17 protein-coding genes are annotated in these 16,836 nt (G+C 68.0%); 8 read left to right on the top strand and 9 right to left on the bottom strand.

Annotated elements, in window-relative coordinates; genetic code table 11:
- Positions 1-3: 3 nt before the first annotated feature.
- Complete coding sequence (murJ, locus tag HW466_RS10095; RefSeq protein ID WP_059450048.1) at positions 4-1,554, bottom strand: murein biosynthesis integral membrane protein MurJ; 1,551 nt, start codon at positions 1,552-1,554, stop codon at positions 4-6.
- 304 nt (positions 1,555-1,858) lie between these two features.
- Here murJ and rpsT point away from each other — a divergent pair, with 304 nt between their 5' ends.
- Positions 1,859-2,131 carry a 30S ribosomal protein S20 gene (rpsT, locus tag HW466_RS10090; RefSeq protein WP_006482211.1) on the top strand — a complete coding sequence of 91 codons (273 nt, stop codon included), beginning with the start codon at positions 1,859-1,861 and terminating at the stop codon, positions 2,129-2,131.
- Positions 2,132-2,277: 146 nt separating this feature from the next.
- Here rpsT and HW466_RS10085 read toward each other — a convergent pair whose 3' ends face one another.
- Entirely contained in the window at positions 2,278-2,598 is a 321-nt protein-coding gene (locus HW466_RS10085; RefSeq protein WP_006762342.1) for a DUF3579 domain-containing protein, read from the bottom strand.
- A gap of 414 nt (positions 2,599-3,012) precedes the next feature.
- Here HW466_RS10085 and argF point away from each other — a divergent pair, with 414 nt between their 5' ends.
- Complete coding sequence (gene argF, locus HW466_RS10080) at positions 3,013-3,942, top strand: ornithine carbamoyltransferase (RefSeq protein ID WP_014896237.1); 930 nt, start codon at positions 3,013-3,015, stop codon at positions 3,940-3,942.
- Positions 3,943-4,060: 118 nt separating this feature from the next.
- Here argF and murB read toward each other — a convergent pair whose 3' ends face one another.
- Positions 4,061-5,110 carry a UDP-N-acetylmuramate dehydrogenase gene (gene murB, locus HW466_RS10075; protein WP_151005760.1) on the bottom strand — a complete coding sequence of 350 codons (1,050 nt, stop codon included), beginning with the start codon at positions 5,108-5,110 and terminating at the stop codon, positions 4,061-4,063.
- Positions 5,111-5,246: 136 nt separating this feature from the next.
- Between murB and HW466_RS10070 the strand changes: the two genes are divergently transcribed.
- Positions 5,247-5,732: a YajQ family cyclic di-GMP-binding protein gene (locus HW466_RS10070; RefSeq protein WP_040141621.1), complete on the top strand. Its 486-nt coding sequence runs from the start codon at positions 5,247-5,249 to the stop codon at positions 5,730-5,732.
- A 93-nt stretch (positions 5,733-5,825) separates the two neighbouring features.
- Here the strand turns inward: HW466_RS10070 and plsY are convergent, their stop codons facing one another.
- A complete protein-coding gene (gene plsY, locus HW466_RS10065) occupies positions 5,826-6,464 on the bottom strand; it encodes a glycerol-3-phosphate 1-O-acyltransferase PlsY (RefSeq protein ID WP_060346641.1) in 639 nt (212 codons plus the stop codon).
- Between the two features lie 165 nt (positions 6,465-6,629).
- Positions 6,630-7,121, bottom strand: a complete 492-nt coding sequence (gene ybaK, locus HW466_RS10060; protein ID WP_044848566.1) for a Cys-tRNA(Pro) deacylase — start codon at positions 7,119-7,121, stop codon at positions 6,630-6,632.
- Positions 7,122-7,413: 292 nt separating this feature from the next.
- Between ybaK and HW466_RS10055 the strand changes: the two genes are divergently transcribed.
- Positions 7,414-8,976, top strand: a complete 1,563-nt coding sequence (locus HW466_RS10055; protein WP_174905676.1) for a class I adenylate-forming enzyme family protein — start codon at positions 7,414-7,416, stop codon at positions 8,974-8,976.
- Between the two features lie 25 nt (positions 8,977-9,001).
- On the opposite strand, the gene xerD is transcribed toward HW466_RS10055, so the two are convergent.
- The 3 genes from xerD to queG all read right to left on the bottom strand — a co-directional run bounded on the left by xerD (position 9,002) and on the right by queG (position 11,730).
- On the bottom strand, positions 9,002-9,964 hold the full coding sequence (gene xerD / locus HW466_RS10050; RefSeq protein ID WP_059506473.1) for a site-specific tyrosine recombinase XerD: 963 nt from the start codon (positions 9,962-9,964) through the stop codon (positions 9,002-9,004).
- Positions 9,964-10,431 (bottom strand): methylated-DNA--[protein]-cysteine S-methyltransferase, encoded by a 468-nt coding sequence (locus HW466_RS10045; RefSeq protein ID WP_060346672.1) that lies wholly within the window; start codon positions 10,429-10,431, stop codon positions 9,964-9,966. The genes xerD and HW466_RS10045 overlap by 1 nt, the downstream gene beginning before the upstream one ends.
- Before the next feature lie 63 nt (positions 10,432-10,494).
- On the bottom strand, positions 10,495-11,730 hold the full coding sequence (gene queG / locus HW466_RS10040; RefSeq protein ID WP_059450053.1) for a tRNA epoxyqueuosine(34) reductase QueG: 1,236 nt from the start codon (positions 11,728-11,730) through the stop codon (positions 10,495-10,497).
- 17 nt (positions 11,731-11,747) lie between these two features.
- On the opposite strand from queG, the gene tsaE reads away from it, so the two are divergent.
- Entirely contained in the window at positions 11,748-12,299 is a 552-nt protein-coding gene (tsaE, locus tag HW466_RS10035) for a tRNA (adenosine(37)-N6)-threonylcarbamoyltransferase complex ATPase subunit type 1 TsaE (RefSeq protein WP_059450054.1), read from the top strand.
- Positions 12,281-13,807 (top strand): N-acetylmuramoyl-L-alanine amidase, encoded by a 1,527-nt coding sequence (locus tag HW466_RS10030; RefSeq protein WP_174905677.1) that lies wholly within the window; start codon positions 12,281-12,283, stop codon positions 13,805-13,807. Before tsaE ends, HW466_RS10030 begins: the two co-directional genes overlap by 19 nt.
- Positions 13,808-13,849: 42 nt before the next feature.
- Here HW466_RS10030 and HW466_RS10025 read toward each other — a convergent pair whose 3' ends face one another.
- The gene (locus HW466_RS10025; protein ID WP_174905692.1) at positions 13,850-14,728 is read right to left on the bottom strand and encodes an EamA family transporter; all 879 of its coding nucleotides are present in this window, start codon (positions 14,726-14,728) and stop codon (positions 13,850-13,852) included.
- A 253-nt stretch (positions 14,729-14,981) separates the two neighbouring features.
- On the opposite strand from HW466_RS10025, the gene HW466_RS10020 reads away from it, so the two are divergent.
- Together HW466_RS10020 and trxA are read left to right on the top strand one after the other, a co-directional pair.
- Entirely contained in the window at positions 14,982-15,863 is an 882-nt protein-coding gene (locus HW466_RS10020) for a pirin family protein (RefSeq protein WP_059769600.1), read from the top strand.
- Between the two features lie 52 nt (positions 15,864-15,915).
- Positions 15,916-16,764: a thioredoxin gene (gene trxA, locus HW466_RS10015; RefSeq protein ID WP_151006387.1), complete on the top strand. Its 849-nt coding sequence runs from the start codon at positions 15,916-15,918 to the stop codon at positions 16,762-16,764.
- The last annotated feature ends 72 nt before the right edge of the window (positions 16,765-16,836 follow it).

Below are 16,836 nucleotides of genomic sequence, written 5' to 3'. Positions count from 1 at the left end.
TCGTCACTTGGCGCGCCTTCTGAAGTAAGCGTATTTGAAGCCCATTACCCACAACATACCGAAATATAGTGCAGCGAACAGCACGAGGCATGCGGCCATCAGCGCGATGCGATCGAGCGGCTGCGCGCGCATGCCCGTCCAGTCGAAGCTGATCGCGCACCAGTGCATCAGGCCCGCGAGCACGAGCGCCGCGCCGATCATCTGCACGAAGAAGCGCAGCCAGCCCGGCGACGGCTGATAGATGCCGCGCTTGCGCAGCCCGAGGAACAGCAGCAGCGAGTTCAGGCATGCGCCGACGCCGATGCTCAGCGTGAGGCCCGCGTGGCCGATCAGCGGCACGAACACGTAGTTCGAAAGCTGCGTGACGATCAGCACGCCGATCGCGATCTTCACGGGCGTCTTGATGTCCTGCTTCGCGTAGAAACCCGGCGCGAGAATCTTGATCAGGATGATGCCGACGAGGCCGATCCCGTAGGTCGCGAGTGCGCGCGCGACCATCGTGACCGTATGCGCGTCGAACTTCCCGTAGTTGAACAGCGTCGCGGTGAGCGGCGTCGCGAAGAAGAACAGCGCGAGCGCGCTCGGCGCCGCGAGCAGGAACGTGACGCGCAGCCCCCAGTCGAGCAGTGCCGAATATTCATGCGTATCGGCGTCGACGTGCGCCTTCGACAGGCTCGGCAGCAGGATCGTGCCGAGCGCGACGCCGAGCAGCGCGGTCGGGAACTCCATCAGGCGGTCGGCGTAATTGATCCACGACACGGCACCCTGCCCGAGCCGCGACGCGATGTTGGTATTGATGATCAGCGACAGTTGCGCGACCGACACCGCGAACGTCGCGGGCACCATCTTCGCGAGCACGCGCTTCACGCCGGGATGACGCAGCGCGCGCATCGGATTGAGGCCGATCAGCGGCACCATGTCGATCTTCTTCAGCCCCGGCAGCTGCACGACGAACTGCAGCAGGCCGCCCACGATGACGGCCCAGGCGAGCGCGTAGACCGGCACCTTCAGGTGCGGCGCGACGAACACGGCCGCGGCGATGAACGCGACGTTGAGCAGCACCGGCGCGAACGCCGGCAGCGAGAAGCTCTTGTACGTATTCAGCACGCCGGATGCGAGCGTCGTCAGCGAGATGAACACGATGTACGGGAACATGATCCGCGTCATCGTGACCGCGAGCGGGAACGCCTGCCCGTCGGTATGCAGGCCGGACGCGACCGCGAACACGACCCACGACGCGCCGGCGATCCCGAGCGCCGACAGCAGCGCGAGCGCCCACGCGAGCACGGTCGACATCGCGTCGACGAGCGCCTTGGTCGCATCGTGCCCCTGCTGGTTCTTGAACTCGGCGAGGATCGGCACGAACGCCTGCGAGAACGCGCCTTCGGCAGACAGGCGGCGCAGCAGGTTCGGAATGCGGAAGGCGACGTAGAACGCGTCGGTGTATTGACTGGCGCCGAACGCACGGGCGATCAGCGTCTCGCGGGCCAGTCCGGTCACGCGCGACAGCAGCGTGAAGCCGCTGACCGTCAGCAGGGCTCGGAATAGATTCATGGGGCGCTTATTATACGGACGTTGCGTGTCCCGGCACGGACGGATGCCGAAAAGGACCGGCGCCGCCGGCGCCGCCGTCCGGCCGACGTCACGTTGACCTTGCCACGCGCTTGATTTTGTTGCTATAATCGCCGGTTTCTGAGCCTGTTACATGCACGGCGGCTGTCGTTTTCATGTCTCGGCCTCGGTTAAAATCACCGTTTTTTATGCGCCCCTGGGCAATCGTTCTCAGGGGACGGATCGAAAAGCAGCGCTTGGCCGTCAGGCTCCAAGCTCTGGAAACAGGACAGGATAAGGAACCGTCATGGCTAACTCCGCACAAGCACGCAAGCGCGCCCGCCAAGCCGCGAAGGCAAATTCGCACAACTCGGCGCTGCGCTCGAAATTCCGTACCGCGATCAAGTCGGTCCGCAAGGCTGTTGAAGCCGGCGACCAGGCAAAGGCTGCCGAGCTGTTCAAGGCTGCCGTGAAGACGATCGACACGATCGCCGACAAGAAGATCGTTCACAAGAACAAGGCCGCTCGCAGCAAGAGCCGCCTCGCCGCAGCCGTCAAGGGCCTGCAGGCAGCAGCGTAAATCCGGTGCGCCCGCTCTCGCGGGCGTTCCTGTTTCCTGCGATCGCAAAAAAGCCCGCCTAGGCGGGCTTTTTGTTGCGCGTCGCCCGCGCATCGCGCCGGGTGACCATCACGTGCGGGCGCCGAATGCTCCGTCGCCCGCCAAACTCACTTCTTCTCGTTGTAGTCCGGCAACTCGCACGCCTCGGTGACGACGAGGTTGTTGTCCTTCGCGAAATTCAGCACGAAATCGAACGCCATCGGCTCGATGTCGCGCAGCCGGGAATCGAGGATCACGCATTTCAGATCGCCGAGCATCGTCGGACGCACGTACAGCGAATATTTCAGGCGCGCATTCGGCCCGCTCGCACCCGGCCCGAAACAGGCCATCACGCCGGCCAGACGCTCCGACCAGTCGCTCGGGCGAAACTTTTTCCCGTCTTTCGTGATGCCCTGGATGAAGAATTCGGTCGGAGGGGTTTCAGCCATGTGGTTACCCAAGTGACGGCCCGGCGATGCCCAGGCGACGGCGCCTGGATACGCGAACACAAAGCTGGAGTGGACGGCGACACATGCGCTCCGATATCCCGAAAAACAGGCAGTCGACGCGTGCCGCCGACGCGCCGCACCGGATTTGTGCAGCGCATCGCTTGTGTCCGGCAGAGCGTGAAAACGCTTGCCTGCCGGGCTGGAGAAAACTTTCGAATTATACCGCAGCGCGACATCGCGCGTCGTCTCGCGGGCCCTCTTCCGGCATGCTCGAGCGCACGCCGCGATCCTCCCCCGGTTTTCGGCGCGGCTCGTCAAAGCACGGAAAATCCTTTATGCTGCTTTGAGTTATCCACACACGACGGCGGCGCCGTCCGGCCCTGCTGCCGGTTTCGACCCGCCGTATTTCGTTTCATGACCGCCAAAACCATTCGTCACTACCTGCAGTTCAAGGATTTCTCGCTGGAAGACTACGAGTACGTGCTCGAACGCACGGGTATCCTGAAGCGCAAGTTCAAGAACTACGAGACCTATCACCCGCTGCACGACCGCACGCTCGCGATGATTTTCGAGAAGAGCTCGACGCGCACGCGCCTGTCGTTCGAAGCCGGCATCTTCCAGCTCGGCGGTCACGCGGTGTTCATGAGCACGCGCGACACGCAGCTCGGCCGCGGCGAGCCGGTCGAGGATTCCGCGCAGGTCATTTCGCGGATGGTCGACATCATCATGATCCGCACGTTCGAGCAGGACGTGATCACGCGCTTCGCGGAAAACTCCCGCGTGCCCGTGATCAACGGCCTGACCAACGAATATCACCCGTGCCAGGTGCTCGCGGACATCTTCACGTATTACGAGCACCGCGGCCCGATCGCCGGCAAGACGGTCGCGTGGGTCGGCGATGCGAACAACATGCTGTACACGTGGATCGAAGCCGCGCAGATCCTCGGCTTCAAGCTGCGCCTGTCGACGCCGCCGGGCTACGCGCTCGACATGAAACTCGTGTCGCCGGACAGCGCGCCGTTCTACGAAGTGTTCGACGACCCGAACGAAGCATGCAAGGGCGCCGATCTCGTGACGACCGACGTGTGGACGAGCATGGGCTTCGAAGCCGAGAACGAAGCGCGCAAGCAGGCATTTGCCGACTGGTGCGTCGACGAGGAAATGATGGGCCACGCAAACCCGGACGCGCTCTTCATGCACTGCCTGCCCGCGCACCGTGGCGAGGAAGTGACGGCCGGCGTGATCGACGGCCCGCAGAGCGTCGTGTGGGACGAGGCGGAAAACCGCCTGCACGTGCAGAAGGCGCTGATGGAATTCCTGCTGCTCGGCCGCCTCAAGCACTGATCGCAGCACCCGCGCGCCGCCGCATCCGGCCGCATGCAAAAAAAGCGCCGATCGACGATCGGCGCTTTTTGTTCGTACGGGGCAAAAGCGAATGCAATGCGCGGCCCGCCAGGCCGCGTTACAGGCACACCGGCTCGGGTTCGAGCTCGACGCCGAACCGCTCGCGCACGTCGTCCTGGATCGCGCGTGCCAGCGCGAGGACCTCGGCACCCGTCGCGCCGCCGCGATTCACCAGCACGAGCGCCTGCCGGTCGTGCACGGCCGCCTCGCCGAGCGCGCGCCCCTTCCAGCCGCAACGGTCGATCAGCCAGCCGGCCGCGAGCTTCACCTGCCCGTCGGGCTGCGGATACGACACGACGTCCGGCGCGCGCGCGCGCAGCGCGTCGAACTGCGCGGCGTCGATCACCGGATTCTTGAAGAAACTGCCCGCGTTGCCGAGCACGAGCGGATCGGGCAGCTTCGCGCGGCGGATCGCGACGACCGCGTCGAACACGTCGCGCGGCGTTGCCGCGTCGGGCGAAATGCCGCGTGCGTCGAGCTCGCGCGTGACGTCCGCGTATCCGAGCCGCGGCGTCCAGCGCTTGGGCAGCCGGAACGTCACCGCGACGATGGCGAAGCGCCCGCGCCCTTCCCGCTTGAAGAAACTGTCGCGATAGCCGAACGCGCAGCGCGCGGCATCGAAGCGCTCGCTACGCCCCGTCGCGAGCTCGACGGCGACCAGCGAATCGAAATACGTCTTCATCTCGAGGCCGTATGCGCCGATGTTCTGGATCGGCGCGGCGCCGACGGTGCCCGGAATCAGCGCGAGATTCTCGAGGCCCGGCATCCCGTGCTCGAGCGTCCATGCAACGAATGCGTGCCAGGTCTCGCCGCCGCCCGCCTCGACGTACCACGCGTCGTCGTCCTCGCGCACGACGCGGCGGCCGGCGATCTCGTCGAGCAGCACGATGCCGTCGAAATCGCGCGTGAACACGACGTTGCTGCCGCCGCCGAGCACGAGCTGCGGCAGCGATGCGACGCGCGGGTCGCGGTGCAGCGCCTCGAACTGCGCCGTCTGCGTGATGCGCGCGGCGAAGCGCGCCTTCGCGGCGATGCCGAACGTGTTGTGCGCGGCGAGCGGATGGTCGGGGAGCAGCGACAGGGCGGAATCGTCAGGAGGCATCGGCATTCGCGGTCACGTCCGCCGGGCGGGCTCACGGCCGGCCTTGGGCAAACGGAGGGGCATCGGTAAAATGGCAAACAGTCCGCAATTATAGCGAGTGCCCGCGCGCGAGCCGGGCGCCCGCATCTCAAGGGAGAATGCCATGCCATCGTTCGACGTCGTTTCCGAAGCGAACATGATCGAAGTGAAGAACGCCATCGAGCAGTCGAACAAGGAAATTTCGACGCGCTTCGACTTCAAGGGCTCCGACGCACGCGTCGAGCAGAAGGAGCGCGAGCTCACGCTGTTCGCCGACGACGATTTCAAGCTCGGCCAGGTCAAGGACGTGCTGATCAGCAAGCTCGCGAAGCGCAACGTCGATGTGCGCTTCCTCGACTACGGCAAGGTCGAGAAGATCGGCGGCGACAAGGTCAAGCAGGTCGTCACCGTGAAGAAGGGCGTGACGGGCGACCTCGCGAAGAAGATCGTCAGGCTCGTGAAAGACAGCAAGATCAAGGTGCAGGCGAGCATCCAGGGCGACGCGGTGCGCGTGGCCGGCACGAAGCGCGACGACCTGCAGAGCGTGATCGCGATGCTGCGCAAGGACGTGACCGACACCCCGCTCGACTTCAACAACTTCCGCGACTGATCGACGCTCTCGACCGGCAGTCCGCCGGTCACGCCGCGCCGCCGGGCCCCGCACGCGGGGCGCCCGGGCGGCCGGCAGCGGTCACTTCCCTCCTCAGGCTTTCCCGCCGTCCTGCGCGCCGCCGTCGGCCGCCGCCTTCTTCTTGTCGCCGATCCGGCTTTCCTGCCCCGCCAGCAGCTTCGAGATGTTGCTGCGGTGGCGCCACACGAGCAGCACGCTCATCGCGAGCACGGCCCACGCGACCGGGTTGTGGCCGGTGCCGAACAGGAACACGTCGAACACCGGAGCGAACACGGCCGCCACCAGCGCCGCGAGCGACGAATAGCGGAAGAAGAACGCGACGATCAGCCAGGTCAGCGCGGTCGCGAGGCCGAGCACCGGATGCACGGCGAGCAGCACGCCGGCCGCGGTGGCGACGCCCTTGCCGCCCTGGAAGCGGAAGAACACCGGATACAGGTGGCCGAGGAACACGGCGATCGCGACCCACGCCACGGCGACGTCGGGCAGCCCGAAGTGCCGCGCGAGCCAGACGGCGAGCCAGCCCTTGAACGCGTCGCCGACGAGCGTCAGGATCGCGGCCTTCTTGTTGCCGCTGCGCAGCACATTGGTCGCGCCGGGATTCTTCGACCCGTACGAACGGGGATCGGCCAGGCCCATCGCGGCGCTGACGACGACGGCGAACGACACCGAACCGATCAGGTAGGCAACAAGTGCGGCGAGCAGGATCTGCATGCGGAGAACTCTTCTTTCAACGTATCGGTGAAGGGGCGGCCGGGCACGGCATGCCGGCCGGTTGCGGCGGGCGCCGTCGCGGCGAACCGCCGGCGGGGCGTGGCGGCCGGCCGAAACGGCGCCCATTCTACCGAACGGGCGCGGGCTGCCACGAAGGTGAAACCCTCAGTCGACGCTCGCGCACTGCACGGGCGTCGCACCGAGCAGCGTCGTGAGCACCGCCGGCGCGAGGCTGACGAGATAGCCGCGGCGGCCGCCGTTCAGGTAGATCGTCGGCAATTCGAGGATGGTCGATTCGACGTACACGGGCATCGTCTTGCGCGTGCCGAACGGCGACGTGCCGCCGACCAGATAGCCGGAATGGCGGTTCGCGACGTCGGGCTTGCACGGCTCGACGCGCTTCGCGCCGATCTGCCGCGCGAGGTTCTTGGTCGACACCGTGCGGTCGCCGTGCATCAGCACGATCAGCGGCTTCGCGTGCTCGTCCTCCATCACGAGCGTCTTCACGACGCTGTGTTCGTCGACGCCGAGCTGGCGCGCCGACTCGCCGGTGCCGCCGTGCTCGACGTAATCGTACGGATGCTCGCCGAAGGCGACGCCGTGGCGGCGCAGCAACTGGGTCGCGGGTGTCTCGGACACGTGTCTGGATTTGCTCATGGCGGCATTTTAATGGCGAACGACCGGCGCACGGCGCGTCAATGCACGATCGCAACGGCCGGGGTTCTCGGCGGCGTGCCGCGCGCCGGCGGTATACTCGCGGCCCTTTTGCACCGGTGTCACGGGCGAGCGCGCCTCGCGCGGGCGCATCTGCGTCGGCGTCCGTCCGCCATCATTGCGGACATCGCGAAGCGCTATTGCCCGATTGGCCGATTGTGGCGCGCCCGCCATCGTGGCACGATCGTTCGCAAAACTCGCCGCGCCGCCGCCCGGCCCTTCTTCTGGAGACGCCATGTCCTCGCCTGTCCGCTCATCCGCGCCGCTCGACGTCGCGGCACTGCTCGCCGCGTTGCCCGGCCGCATCGCCGACGTGCCGGCCCGCTGGGCCGCGCAAGCCCCCGCGCATCCGGCGCTGATCGAGGATGCGCGCCGCCTGTCGTACGGGGAGCTGGCGCGGGCCGTCGATGCGGCGGCCGAACGGCTCGCGGGCCTCGGCGTGCAAGGCGGCGATCGCGTGATGATCGTCGCGGAAAACAGCGTCGCGCAGATCGTGCTGCTGTTCGCGGCCGCGCGCATCGACGCATGGGCGCTCGTGTCGAACGCGCGGCTGTCGGCCGGCGAACTCGATGCGATCGCCGCGCACGCGCGGCCGAAGCTGATCGCATTCGCGACGGAGGCGTCGCCCGATGCGCGCGCACACGCGGCACGCCACGACGCGACGCCGGCCGAGACACTACCGGTCGACATCGGCGCGTGGTCGTACCGCGTCGACGCGAGCGCGCCCGGCGAACCGGTGGCGGCCGATGGCGCCGCGCAGTGCGCGGCGCTCATCTACACGACCGGCACGACGGGCACGCCGAAAGGCGTGATGCTGTCGCACCGCAACCTGCTGTTCATCGCGGCGACGTCGAGCATGCTGCGCCGCGTGGCGCCGGACGACGTCGTCTACACGGTGCTGCCCGTGTCGCACGTGTACGGGCTCGCATCGGTCTGCCTCGGCAGCCTGTACGCCGGCGCGACGCTGCGGCTTGCGCCGCGCTTCTCGCCGGAGGCCGTGCGCGTGGCGCTCGCCGACGAAGGCGTGACGATCTTCCAGGGCGTGCCCGCGATGCACGCGAAGCTGCTCGAGCATCTGCACACGCATGCGCACGCGTGGCGCGCGCCGCGGCTGCGCTTCGCATATTCGGGCGGCTCGCCGCTCGACGCCGACCTGAAGACGCGCGTCGAGCGCGTATACGGCGTGCCGCTGCACAACGGCTATGGAATGACCGAGAGCAGCCCGACGATCACGCAGACACCGCTCGACGCACCGCGTGCGGACTGCTCGGTCGGCGTGCCGATCCCGGGCGTCGAGATGCGCATCGTCGCGCCGGACGGTGCCGACGTGCCGCGAGGTGAAGTGGGCGAAATCCGCGTGCGCGGGCCGAACGTGATGCTTGGCTACTACCGCAACGCGGAAGCCACGCGCGCCGCCGTATCGCCGGACGGCTGGCTCAGCACCGGCGATCTCGCGCGCCAGGAAGCGGACGGCTCGGTGACGATCGCGGGCCGCAGCAAGGAGCTGATCATCCGCTCGGGGTTCAACGTGTATCCGGTCGAAGTCGAACAGGTGCTGAACGCGCATCCGGATGTCGTGCAGGCGGCGGTCGTCGGCCGCGCGGTCGAGGGCAACGAGGAAGTGCTCGCGTTCGTCGAGCTGGTACCCGGTGCGAGCGCGACCGAGGCCGCGCTGCAGGCGTGGTGCGCGCAACGGCTCGCGCCTTACAAGCGGCCCGCGCGCATCCGCGTGCTCGATGCGCTGCCGGCCGCATCGACCGGCAAGGTGCTCAAGCACAAGCTGCGCGAACTCGCGTGATGCGCGGGCGCAGGCCCGGGCCGCGCTAGCCGCGCGGGTGATGTTGCGCGTGCAGTGTCCTGAGCCGCTCTCGCGCGACGTGCGTGTAGATCTGCGTGGTGGAGATGTCGCTGTGGCCGAGCAGCAGCTGCACGACGCGCAGATCGGCACCGTGGTTCAGCAGATGTGTCGCGAACGCGTGCCGCAGCGTATGCGGCGACAGGTGCGCGCGCACGTCGGCCTGCTGCGCGTGGCGCTTGATGATGTTCCAGAACTGCTGGCGCGTCATGCCGTCGCCGCGGCCGGTGACGAACAGTGCGTCGGCCGCGCGCGCGCCGAGCAGCGCCGGCCGCGCGTCGCGCAGATAGCGCTCGATCCAGCCGTGCGCGACTTCGCCGAACGGCACGAGCCGTTCCTTCGAACCCTTGCCCATCACGCGCACCACGCCCTCGTTGAGCCCGACCTCGACGGTCTTCAGCGTGACGAGTTCGCTCACGCGCAACCCGCTCGCGTACATCAGCTCCAGCATCGTACGGTCGCGCAGGCCGAGCGGCGTGCCGATGTCGGGTGCGCCGAGCAACGCTTCGACCTGCGCCTCGGACAGCGTCGACGGAAACCGCGCGGCCTGCTTCGCCGACGTGATCCGCAGCGTCGGGTCGGCGCTCGCGCGATGCTCGCGCACGGCCCAGCCGTAATAGCGGCGGAATACCGACAGCCGCCGGTTCGACGATGTCGCCTTGCCGTCGCTGCGCGCGGCGATGTAACCGGTCACCATCGCTTCGTCGGCCGAGTCGAGCGGCGCGCCGTGCGTCGCGGCCAGCCATTGCGAGAACAGCATCAGGTCGCGCCGGTACGCGTCGAGCGTGTTGCGCGCGAGCCCGTGCTCGAGCCACAGCGCGTCGCAGAACACGTCGATCGACGCGCGGCTCGCGAGCAGCGCGGGCGATGCCGCGGCTTCGTCGCCGTCGGCGCCGGACGCGGGGTCGGGGGAAAGCAAGGGTTCACTCATCAGTACGGCACGCCTTCGTGCGCCAGCAGCCAGCGCTTCACTTTCTGGTAATAGCCATTGTCGTCGTGGTTCGCGAAACCGCCGAGACCGCCTGCCGCCACGACGCGATGACACGGAATCACGAGCGGGAAATAGTTCGCGCCGCACGCCTGGCCGACCGCGCGCGGCGCGCTGCCGATCCGCTTCGCAACCTGCCCGTAGGTGAGCACCGTGCCCGGCGGAATGTCGCTGATCACACTCCACACGCGATGCTGGAATGCGCTGCCGACGTCGGCCAGCGGCAGGTCGAAGCGCGCCGACGCGCGCTCGAAATAACGTTCGATCTGCTCGACCACGCGCGTGGCGAGCGGCGAATCCGGCTCGACCGACTTCACCGACTCGGGCAGATAGACGATCTCGCGCACCACCGCGGCATCCGTGCGGATGCCGACCTTGCCGAACGGTGCGTCGATGACTGCGTTGAACATGTGCTTCTCCTCACCGGTGAGACGCGCCGCGTCGCTGCGCGACGACGACACTGTACGCCGCCTTCATGCAGCCCGCAGCGCCCATTCGACATGCTCGCGCACGACCGGCGACGGATCGTCGGCGCGCGCGCGCAATGCGGCGACGATCGCGGCGCGTGCATCGGGCGCAAGCCGATCGGCCGGCGCGCGCAATGCGTTGCCGAGCCCGACCGCGAGATTGCGCAGCCAGCTTTCGTAACCGATGCGCCGGATCGCGCTGCCTTGCATCCGCGTGTCGAACGCGTCGGCATCCCAGCCGAACAGCTCGACCAGCGTCGCGCGGTCGAGCCCGTGCCGCACGTCGAAATCGGCGACGGGCGCGGCCTGCGCGAACTTGTTCCACGGGCAGACGAGCTGGCAGTCGTCGCAGCCGTAGACGCGATTGCCGATCATCGGCCGCAGCGGCTCCGGAATGCTGCCTTTCAGCTCGATCGTCAGGTAGGAGATGCAACGGCGCGCGTCGACGCGATACGGTTCGACGATCGCGCCCGTCGGGCATGCATCGATGCAGCGCGTGCAACTGCCGCAGTGCGCGCCGGGTGTCTCGGGCGCGACGTCGGGTGCGGTTTGCGCATCGGTCGGCAGCGGCACGTCGACGTAGATCTCGCCGAGGAAGAACAGCGAACCCGCGTCGCGCTGCAGCAACAACGTGTGCTTGCCGCGCCAGCCGACGCCGGCCTTCTGCGCGAGCTCGACCTCGAGCACCGGCGCCGAGTCGGTGAACACGCGGTAGCCGAATGCGCCGATCTCGCGCTCGATGCGCTCCGCGAGGGTCTGCAGCCGGTTGCGCAGCACCTTGTGATAGTCGCGCCCGCGTGCGTAGATCGACACGACGGCCGCCTGCGGATCGTCCAGGCGCGCGCGCTCGCGTGCACGCCAGTCGTGCGGCGCGCGTGCGCCGGACGGCGCATCGCGGGTGTCGGCGGCGAGCGTTTCGGCCGGCAGATACGCGAGCCGTGCGGAAATCACGCGTCGCGTACCGGCCACAAGTTCGGCCGGCCGCGCGCGTTTCATCCCGTGTTTCGCCATATAATCCATTTCGCCGTGGTAACCGGCTTCCAGCCAGGCGGCAAGGCCTGCTTCGGCATCCGAGAGATCGGTATCGCTGATGCCGATCGCCCCGAAACCCAATTCGCGCCCCCACGCCCTGATGCGAGCGGCGAGCGCTGTCAACGTCGCATCATCGAGCGCGCACGGCGTCGCGCCTTCGACACGCGTCGAAGGTCTGTCGGATGCGGCGAGTTCCGGTAATCGGTTCATCGCACTATTTTACGAGAATGCCAGCCACGTCCCATACGCCTCATGCCGACACGCTGCCCGTCCCGCTCGCGGAGCGCGTGATCGCACTCGCCGACGAAGCGGCGACCGAGGCCTTCGGCACCCGCTTCGCGCACGCGCTCGACGCGGCACGCAGCGAACTCGCCCATGCACACGCGTTCGACGGGCTGCAGATCCAGCTGATCGGCGACCTCGGCGCCGGCAAGACGACCCTCGTGCGCGCGATCCTGCGCGGCCTGGGCTACGCCGGGCGCGTGCGCAGCCCGACCTACACGCTCGTCGAGCCATACGCATTCGCGCGCGACGATGGGGAACTAGAGGTCTATCACTTCGATCTGTATCGATTCAACGATCCGGCCGAATGGTCCGACGCGGGCTTTCGCGAATATTTCAATTCCAGCGCGATCTGCCTCGTCGAATGGCCGCAACAGGCGGGCACCCTGCTCGGCGTGCCCGATCTGGTTTTTTCGCTCGACGTGGATGGCGACGGCCGCGCCCTCACCGTCCGGGCGTTCAGCGCTTCAGGAAAGGCATGTCTCGAAAGATGTTGATCAAACCGTTCCGCTCGATCGAATCGGCGGCCACCGCGACGCACAACTGGCGGCGCCGTCAGATCCTGTGCGCGGGCGCGTCGACGCTGGTGCTCGGCCTGGTCGCGCCGCGGCTCGCGCACGCATCGTCGGTGCTCGGCGTGCGCGTGTGGCCCGCGCGCGATTACACGCGCGTCACGATCGAATCCGACCAGCCGCTGCAGAATAGCCAACAGCTGCTGCAGGGTCCCGACCGGCTCGTCGTCGACCTGAACGGGCTCGAGCTCGACCAGGCGCTGCGCGACCTCGTGTCGAAGATTGCGCCGAACGATCCGCAGATCCAGTCGGTGCGCGTCGGCCAGTATCAACCGCACGTCGTGCGGATGGTGTTCGACCTGAAAGGCTCGGTGAAGCCGCAGGTGTTCACGCTGCCGCCGGTCGGCACCTACAAGTACCGGCTCGTGTTCGACCTGTATCCGGCCGTCGCGCCCGATCCGCTGACCGACCTGATCGCGCAGACGGAGCGCAAGGAACAGGCGCTCAACGACAGCACGCGCGCGCAGCAGGTGCAGCCGCCGACCACGCTCGCCGGCCCGGCCGCGCCGCCGCCCGCCGCGGGCGACAACAGCGACGCATTCTTCCAGCGCTTCGCGCAGAACACGCCGGCCACCCCGCGCACGCCGCCGGCCGCCGCGACGCCTTCGACACCCGCGAAGCCGGCCGTCAAGCCGCCGCCCGTCATCGCCCGCCGCGACGACAGCGAAGACGACGGCGACACCTACAAGTTCACCGCACCGAAATCGGGCAAGGGCGGCACCGTGCGCCTGCTGACGGTCGCGATCGATCCGGGCCACGGCGGCGAGGATCCGGGCGCGATCGGCGGCGGCGGCACGTACGAGAAACACATCGCGCTCGATATCGCGAAGAAGCTGCGCGCGAAGATCGATGGCGCGCCGAACATGCGCGCGATGATGACGCGCGACGCGGACTTCTTCGTGCCGCTGAACGTGCGCGTGCAGAAGGCGCGCCGCGTCGGCGCCGACCTGTTCGTATCGATCCACGCGGATGCCTTCACGACGCCGTCCGCGCGCGGCTCGTCGGTGTTCGCGCTGTCCGACCATGGCGCGTCGAGCGCCGCGGCACGCTGGCTCGCGAACAAGGAGAACTCGTCCGACCTGATCGGCGGCATCAACATCAAGACCCAGGACGCGGCAGTCAGCCGCGCGCTGTTCGACATGTCGACGACCGCGCAGATCCGCGATTCGCTGCGCTACGGCAACTACGTGCTGAAGGAAGTCGGCGGCATCAACAAGCTGCACAAGGGCTCGGTCGAGCAGGCCGGGTTCGCGGTGCTGAAGGCGCCCGACATTCCGTCGATCCTCGTCGAGACCGCGTTCATCAGCAACCCTGACGAGGAACGCAAGCTCAACGACGACAGCTATCGCGACGAGATGGCCGACGCGATCTTCCGCGGCATCAAGCGTTACTTCGCCGCGAATCCGCCGCTCGCGAAGAGCCGGATGGCCTGACCGTCTGCCCTTCCCCGCCGGCACGCGCTGCGTGCCGGCGCGTCACGACGCCGCGAAGCGGCGCACCAGCTTCCCGCCGAACACGTTCACCGCGAGCCCGCCCATCACGAGCGCGGCGCCGATCAGTTGCGCGTCCGTCAGATGCTCGTCGAGCAGCAGCGCCGACGAGGCCAGCCCGACGATCGGCACCAGCAGTGAGAACTGCGCGACCTGTGCGGCCGGATAGCGCGACATCAGGCGGCTCCACAAGCCGTAGCCGACGAGCGTCGCGACGAACGCGAGATAGACGACCGCGAAAATCGACGTGCCGTCGAGCCCGGCGAGCGCGGCCTCGATCCGCCGCGGCCCCTCGAACCACAGCGACAGCAGGAAGAACGGCACGGGCGGCACGAGGCTCGCCCACACGACGAGCGACACCAGGTTCGCACGGCTGACCTTCTTCGTGACGATATTGCCGAACGCCCACATCGCGGCCGAGCAGAGGGTCAGCAGGAAGCCCGCGAGCGTCATCGCGCGGCCGCCCTGCGCCGCGATCACGACGAGCCCGCCCGCCGCGATCGCGAGCCCGATCAGGTTCTGCACGCGCAGCCGCTCGCCGAGGAACAGCATCGCGAACACGAGCGTGAAGAACGCCTGCGACTGCAGCACGAGCGACGCGAGGCCGGCCGGCATGCCGACGTACATGCCGGTAAACAGGAACACGAACTGGCCGAGCTGGATCGTCGCGCCGTACAGGATCAGCATCCGCCACGGAATCCGCGGCCGGCGCACGAAGAACACCGCGGGCACCGCCGCGAGCGTGAAGCGCAGCGCACCGAGCAGCATCGGCGGCATGCCGTGCAGCCCGACCTTGATCACGACGAAGTTCACGCCCCACGCCAGGATCACGACCAGCGCGAGCAGCAAGTCCTTCGGGGCCATCATCGGCGTCTCCTCGGTTATCGGATGGTTTTCGGAAAGCGGACCAGTCTACCGAATTTCGCCGCACGGCCCGATACCCGCACGGCACGCATGGAATCGGCGACGGATCCGACCACATGACGGTCGCACGACGCGTGCCCGCACGTGCGCGTGGCCGGCGGCACCCGGGCCTCTGCGCGCGCCGCACGCGCGCGCCTGCACCGCGCCGCCAGTACAATGACCGGCATTCCAGCCGTTGCCCACGAGGCTCGCCATGACCGATTCGATCAAAGCCCTGCTCAAGCCGCACATCCGCGACATCGGCAACCTGCAGGTGCGCCGCACGCTGCCCGCGCTCGCCGCGCGCCTCGTCGGCCCGTTCATCTTCTTCGATCACATGGGCCCCGCGACGCTGCCGGCCGGCACCGGCCTCGACGTGCGCCCGCACCCGCACATCGGGCTCGCCACCGTCACTTACCTGTTCGACGGCGCGATCCTGCACCGCGACAGCCTCGGCTCGCTGCAGGAAATCGTGCCGGGCGACGTGAACTGGATGACGGCCGGCCGCGGCATCGTCCATTCGGAGCGCACGCCCGACGCGCAGCGCGCGAGCGGCCACACGGTGCACGGGATCCAGACCTGGGTCGCGCTGCCCGTCGCCCACGAAACGACCGAGCCGTCGTTCGAGCATCATGCGGCCGACACGCTGCCCAAGCGCGACGAGAACGGCGTGTCGCTGACGGTGATCGCCGGCGACGCGTTCGGCCTGCGCTCGCCCGTCAAGACGTTTTCGCGCACGCTTTACGTCGCCGCCGAATTCGCAGCCGGCGGCCGCGTCGAACTCGACGCGTCGCACGAGGAGCGCGCGGTCTACGTGGTCGACGGCGACCTCTCGATCGACGGCACGCCGGTGCCCGCCGAGCAGATGGCCGTGCTCGCGCCCGGCGCCACCGTCACGCTCGCGAGCGGCAACGGCGCGCGCGCGATGCTGCTCGGCGGCGCGAAGATCGACGGCGAGCGCTTCATCGAATGGAACTTCGTCGCCAGCAGCCGCGATGCGATCGAGCGCGCGAAACAGGCGTGGACGAACCAGGAAATGGGCAAGGTGCCCGGCGAAACCGAGTGGATTCCGCTGCCCGCATCGAAGCCGCGTTGAAAAAGGGGCACGCCGCCCCCATCCTGACGACATTCGAACGGAAGAGAACGACATGGACACCACGCTTGCCACTTTCGAGAAAGACGTCATCGAGGCGTCGCTGGACACGCCCGTGCTGGTCGACTTCTGGGCGCCGTGGTGCGGCCCCTGCAAGACGCTCGGCCCGTTGCTCGAAAAGCTCGAATCCGACTACGAAGGCCGCTGGAAGCTCGTGAAGGTGAACGTCGACGAGAACCAGGAACTCGCCGCGCACTTCCAGACGCGCAGTATTCCGCACGTGATCGCGTTCGCCGACGGACGCCCCGTCGACCAGTTCATCGGCGTGCTGCCGGAAGGCCAGTTGCGCGCGTTCCTCGACCGGCTGTTGCCGGCGCCCGACGAAGCCGAGCGCCGCGCGGCGCAAGACGCGATCGCCGAGTCGCGCCACGACGACGCGATCGCTCACCTCGAGGCGGCGCTTGCGCTGAACCCGGGTTTCGACGATGCGCGGCTCGACCTGATCGAACTGCTGCTCGCGAACAACGACGTGGATGCCGCCCGCGCGGAGGCCGAGCGCCTGTCGCCGCAGACGGTGCAGGGTGCCGATCCGCGCTATCAGGCGATCAAGACCCGTTTCGATGCGCTCGACGCGACGGCCGACCTGCCGCCGACCGACGCGCTCGAAGCGCGCATCGCGGCCAACCCGGCCGATCTCGACGCGCGCTTCGACCTCGCGCAGAGCCTGATCGCGCGACGCGCATACGAAGGCGCGCTCGAGCAGTTGCTGGAAATCGTGTTGCGCGACCGCGCGTATGGCGACGACCTCGGCCGCCGCACGATGATCTCGGTGTTCGAGCTGGCGGGCGATCGCCCCGAACTCGTCGCCGCATGGCGGCGCAAGCTGAGCATGGCGCTCAACTGAGAAACGACCGGCCGGGCCGCAATGGCCTGGCCGAATCGCGTGCCGCGCGCGGCGGCCCCACCGCGCCGCGAC

This window comes from Burkholderia territorii, assembly GCF_902833055.1.
GTDB classification, from domain to species: domain Bacteria; phylum Pseudomonadota; class Gammaproteobacteria; order Burkholderiales; family Burkholderiaceae; genus Burkholderia; species Burkholderia territorii.
The sequence above is the reverse complement of the archived record's forward strand: the minus strand, read 5'-3'. Positions and strand labels throughout refer to the sequence as shown.

Coding starts and splice junctions, on each gene's coding strand:
- HW466_RS10085 (WP_006762342.1), bottom strand. CDS start 2,598: ATGGCTGAAACCCCTCCGACCGAATTCTTCATCCAGGGCATCACGAAA.
- tsaE (WP_059450054.1), top strand. CDS start 11,748: ATGCCAGCCACGTCCCATACGCCTCATGCCGACACGCTGCCCGTCCCG.
- HW466_RS10020 (WP_059769600.1), top strand. CDS start 14,982: ATGACCGATTCGATCAAAGCCCTGCTCAAGCCGCACATCCGCGACATC.
- HW466_RS10030 (WP_174905677.1), top strand. CDS start 12,281: ATGTCTCGAAAGATGTTGATCAAACCGTTCCGCTCGATCGAATCGGCG.
- HW466_RS10045 (WP_060346672.1), bottom strand. CDS start 10,431: ATGTTCAACGCAGTCATCGACGCACCGTTCGGCAAGGTCGGCATCCGC.
- ybaK (WP_044848566.1), bottom strand. CDS start 7,121: ATGAGCAAATCCAGACACGTGTCCGAGACACCCGCGACCCAGTTGCTG.
- trxA (WP_151006387.1), top strand. CDS start 15,916: ATGGACACCACGCTTGCCACTTTCGAGAAAGACGTCATCGAGGCGTCG.
- murB (WP_151005760.1), bottom strand. CDS start 5,110: ATGCCGATGCCTCCTGACGATTCCGCCCTGTCGCTGCTCCCCGACCAT.
- queG (WP_059450053.1), bottom strand. CDS start 11,730: ATGAACCGATTACCGGAACTCGCCGCATCCGACAGACCTTCGACGCGT.
- argF (WP_014896237.1), top strand. CDS start 3,013: ATGACCGCCAAAACCATTCGTCACTACCTGCAGTTCAAGGATTTCTCG.
- rpsT (WP_006482211.1), top strand. CDS start 1,859: ATGGCTAACTCCGCACAAGCACGCAAGCGCGCCCGCCAAGCCGCGAAG.
- HW466_RS10055 (WP_174905676.1), top strand. CDS start 7,414: ATGTCCTCGCCTGTCCGCTCATCCGCGCCGCTCGACGTCGCGGCACTG.
- HW466_RS10070 (WP_040141621.1), top strand. CDS start 5,247: ATGCCATCGTTCGACGTCGTTTCCGAAGCGAACATGATCGAAGTGAAG.
- xerD (WP_059506473.1), bottom strand. CDS start 9,964: ATGAGTGAACCCTTGCTTTCCCCCGACCCCGCGTCCGGCGCCGACGGC.
- murJ (WP_059450048.1), bottom strand. CDS start 1,554: ATGAATCTATTCCGAGCCCTGCTGACGGTCAGCGGCTTCACGCTGCTG.
- HW466_RS10025 (WP_174905692.1), bottom strand. CDS start 14,728: ATGGCCCCGAAGGACTTGCTGCTCGCGCTGGTCGTGATCCTGGCGTGG.
- plsY (WP_060346641.1), bottom strand. CDS start 6,464: ATGCAGATCCTGCTCGCCGCACTTGTTGCCTACCTGATCGGTTCGGTG.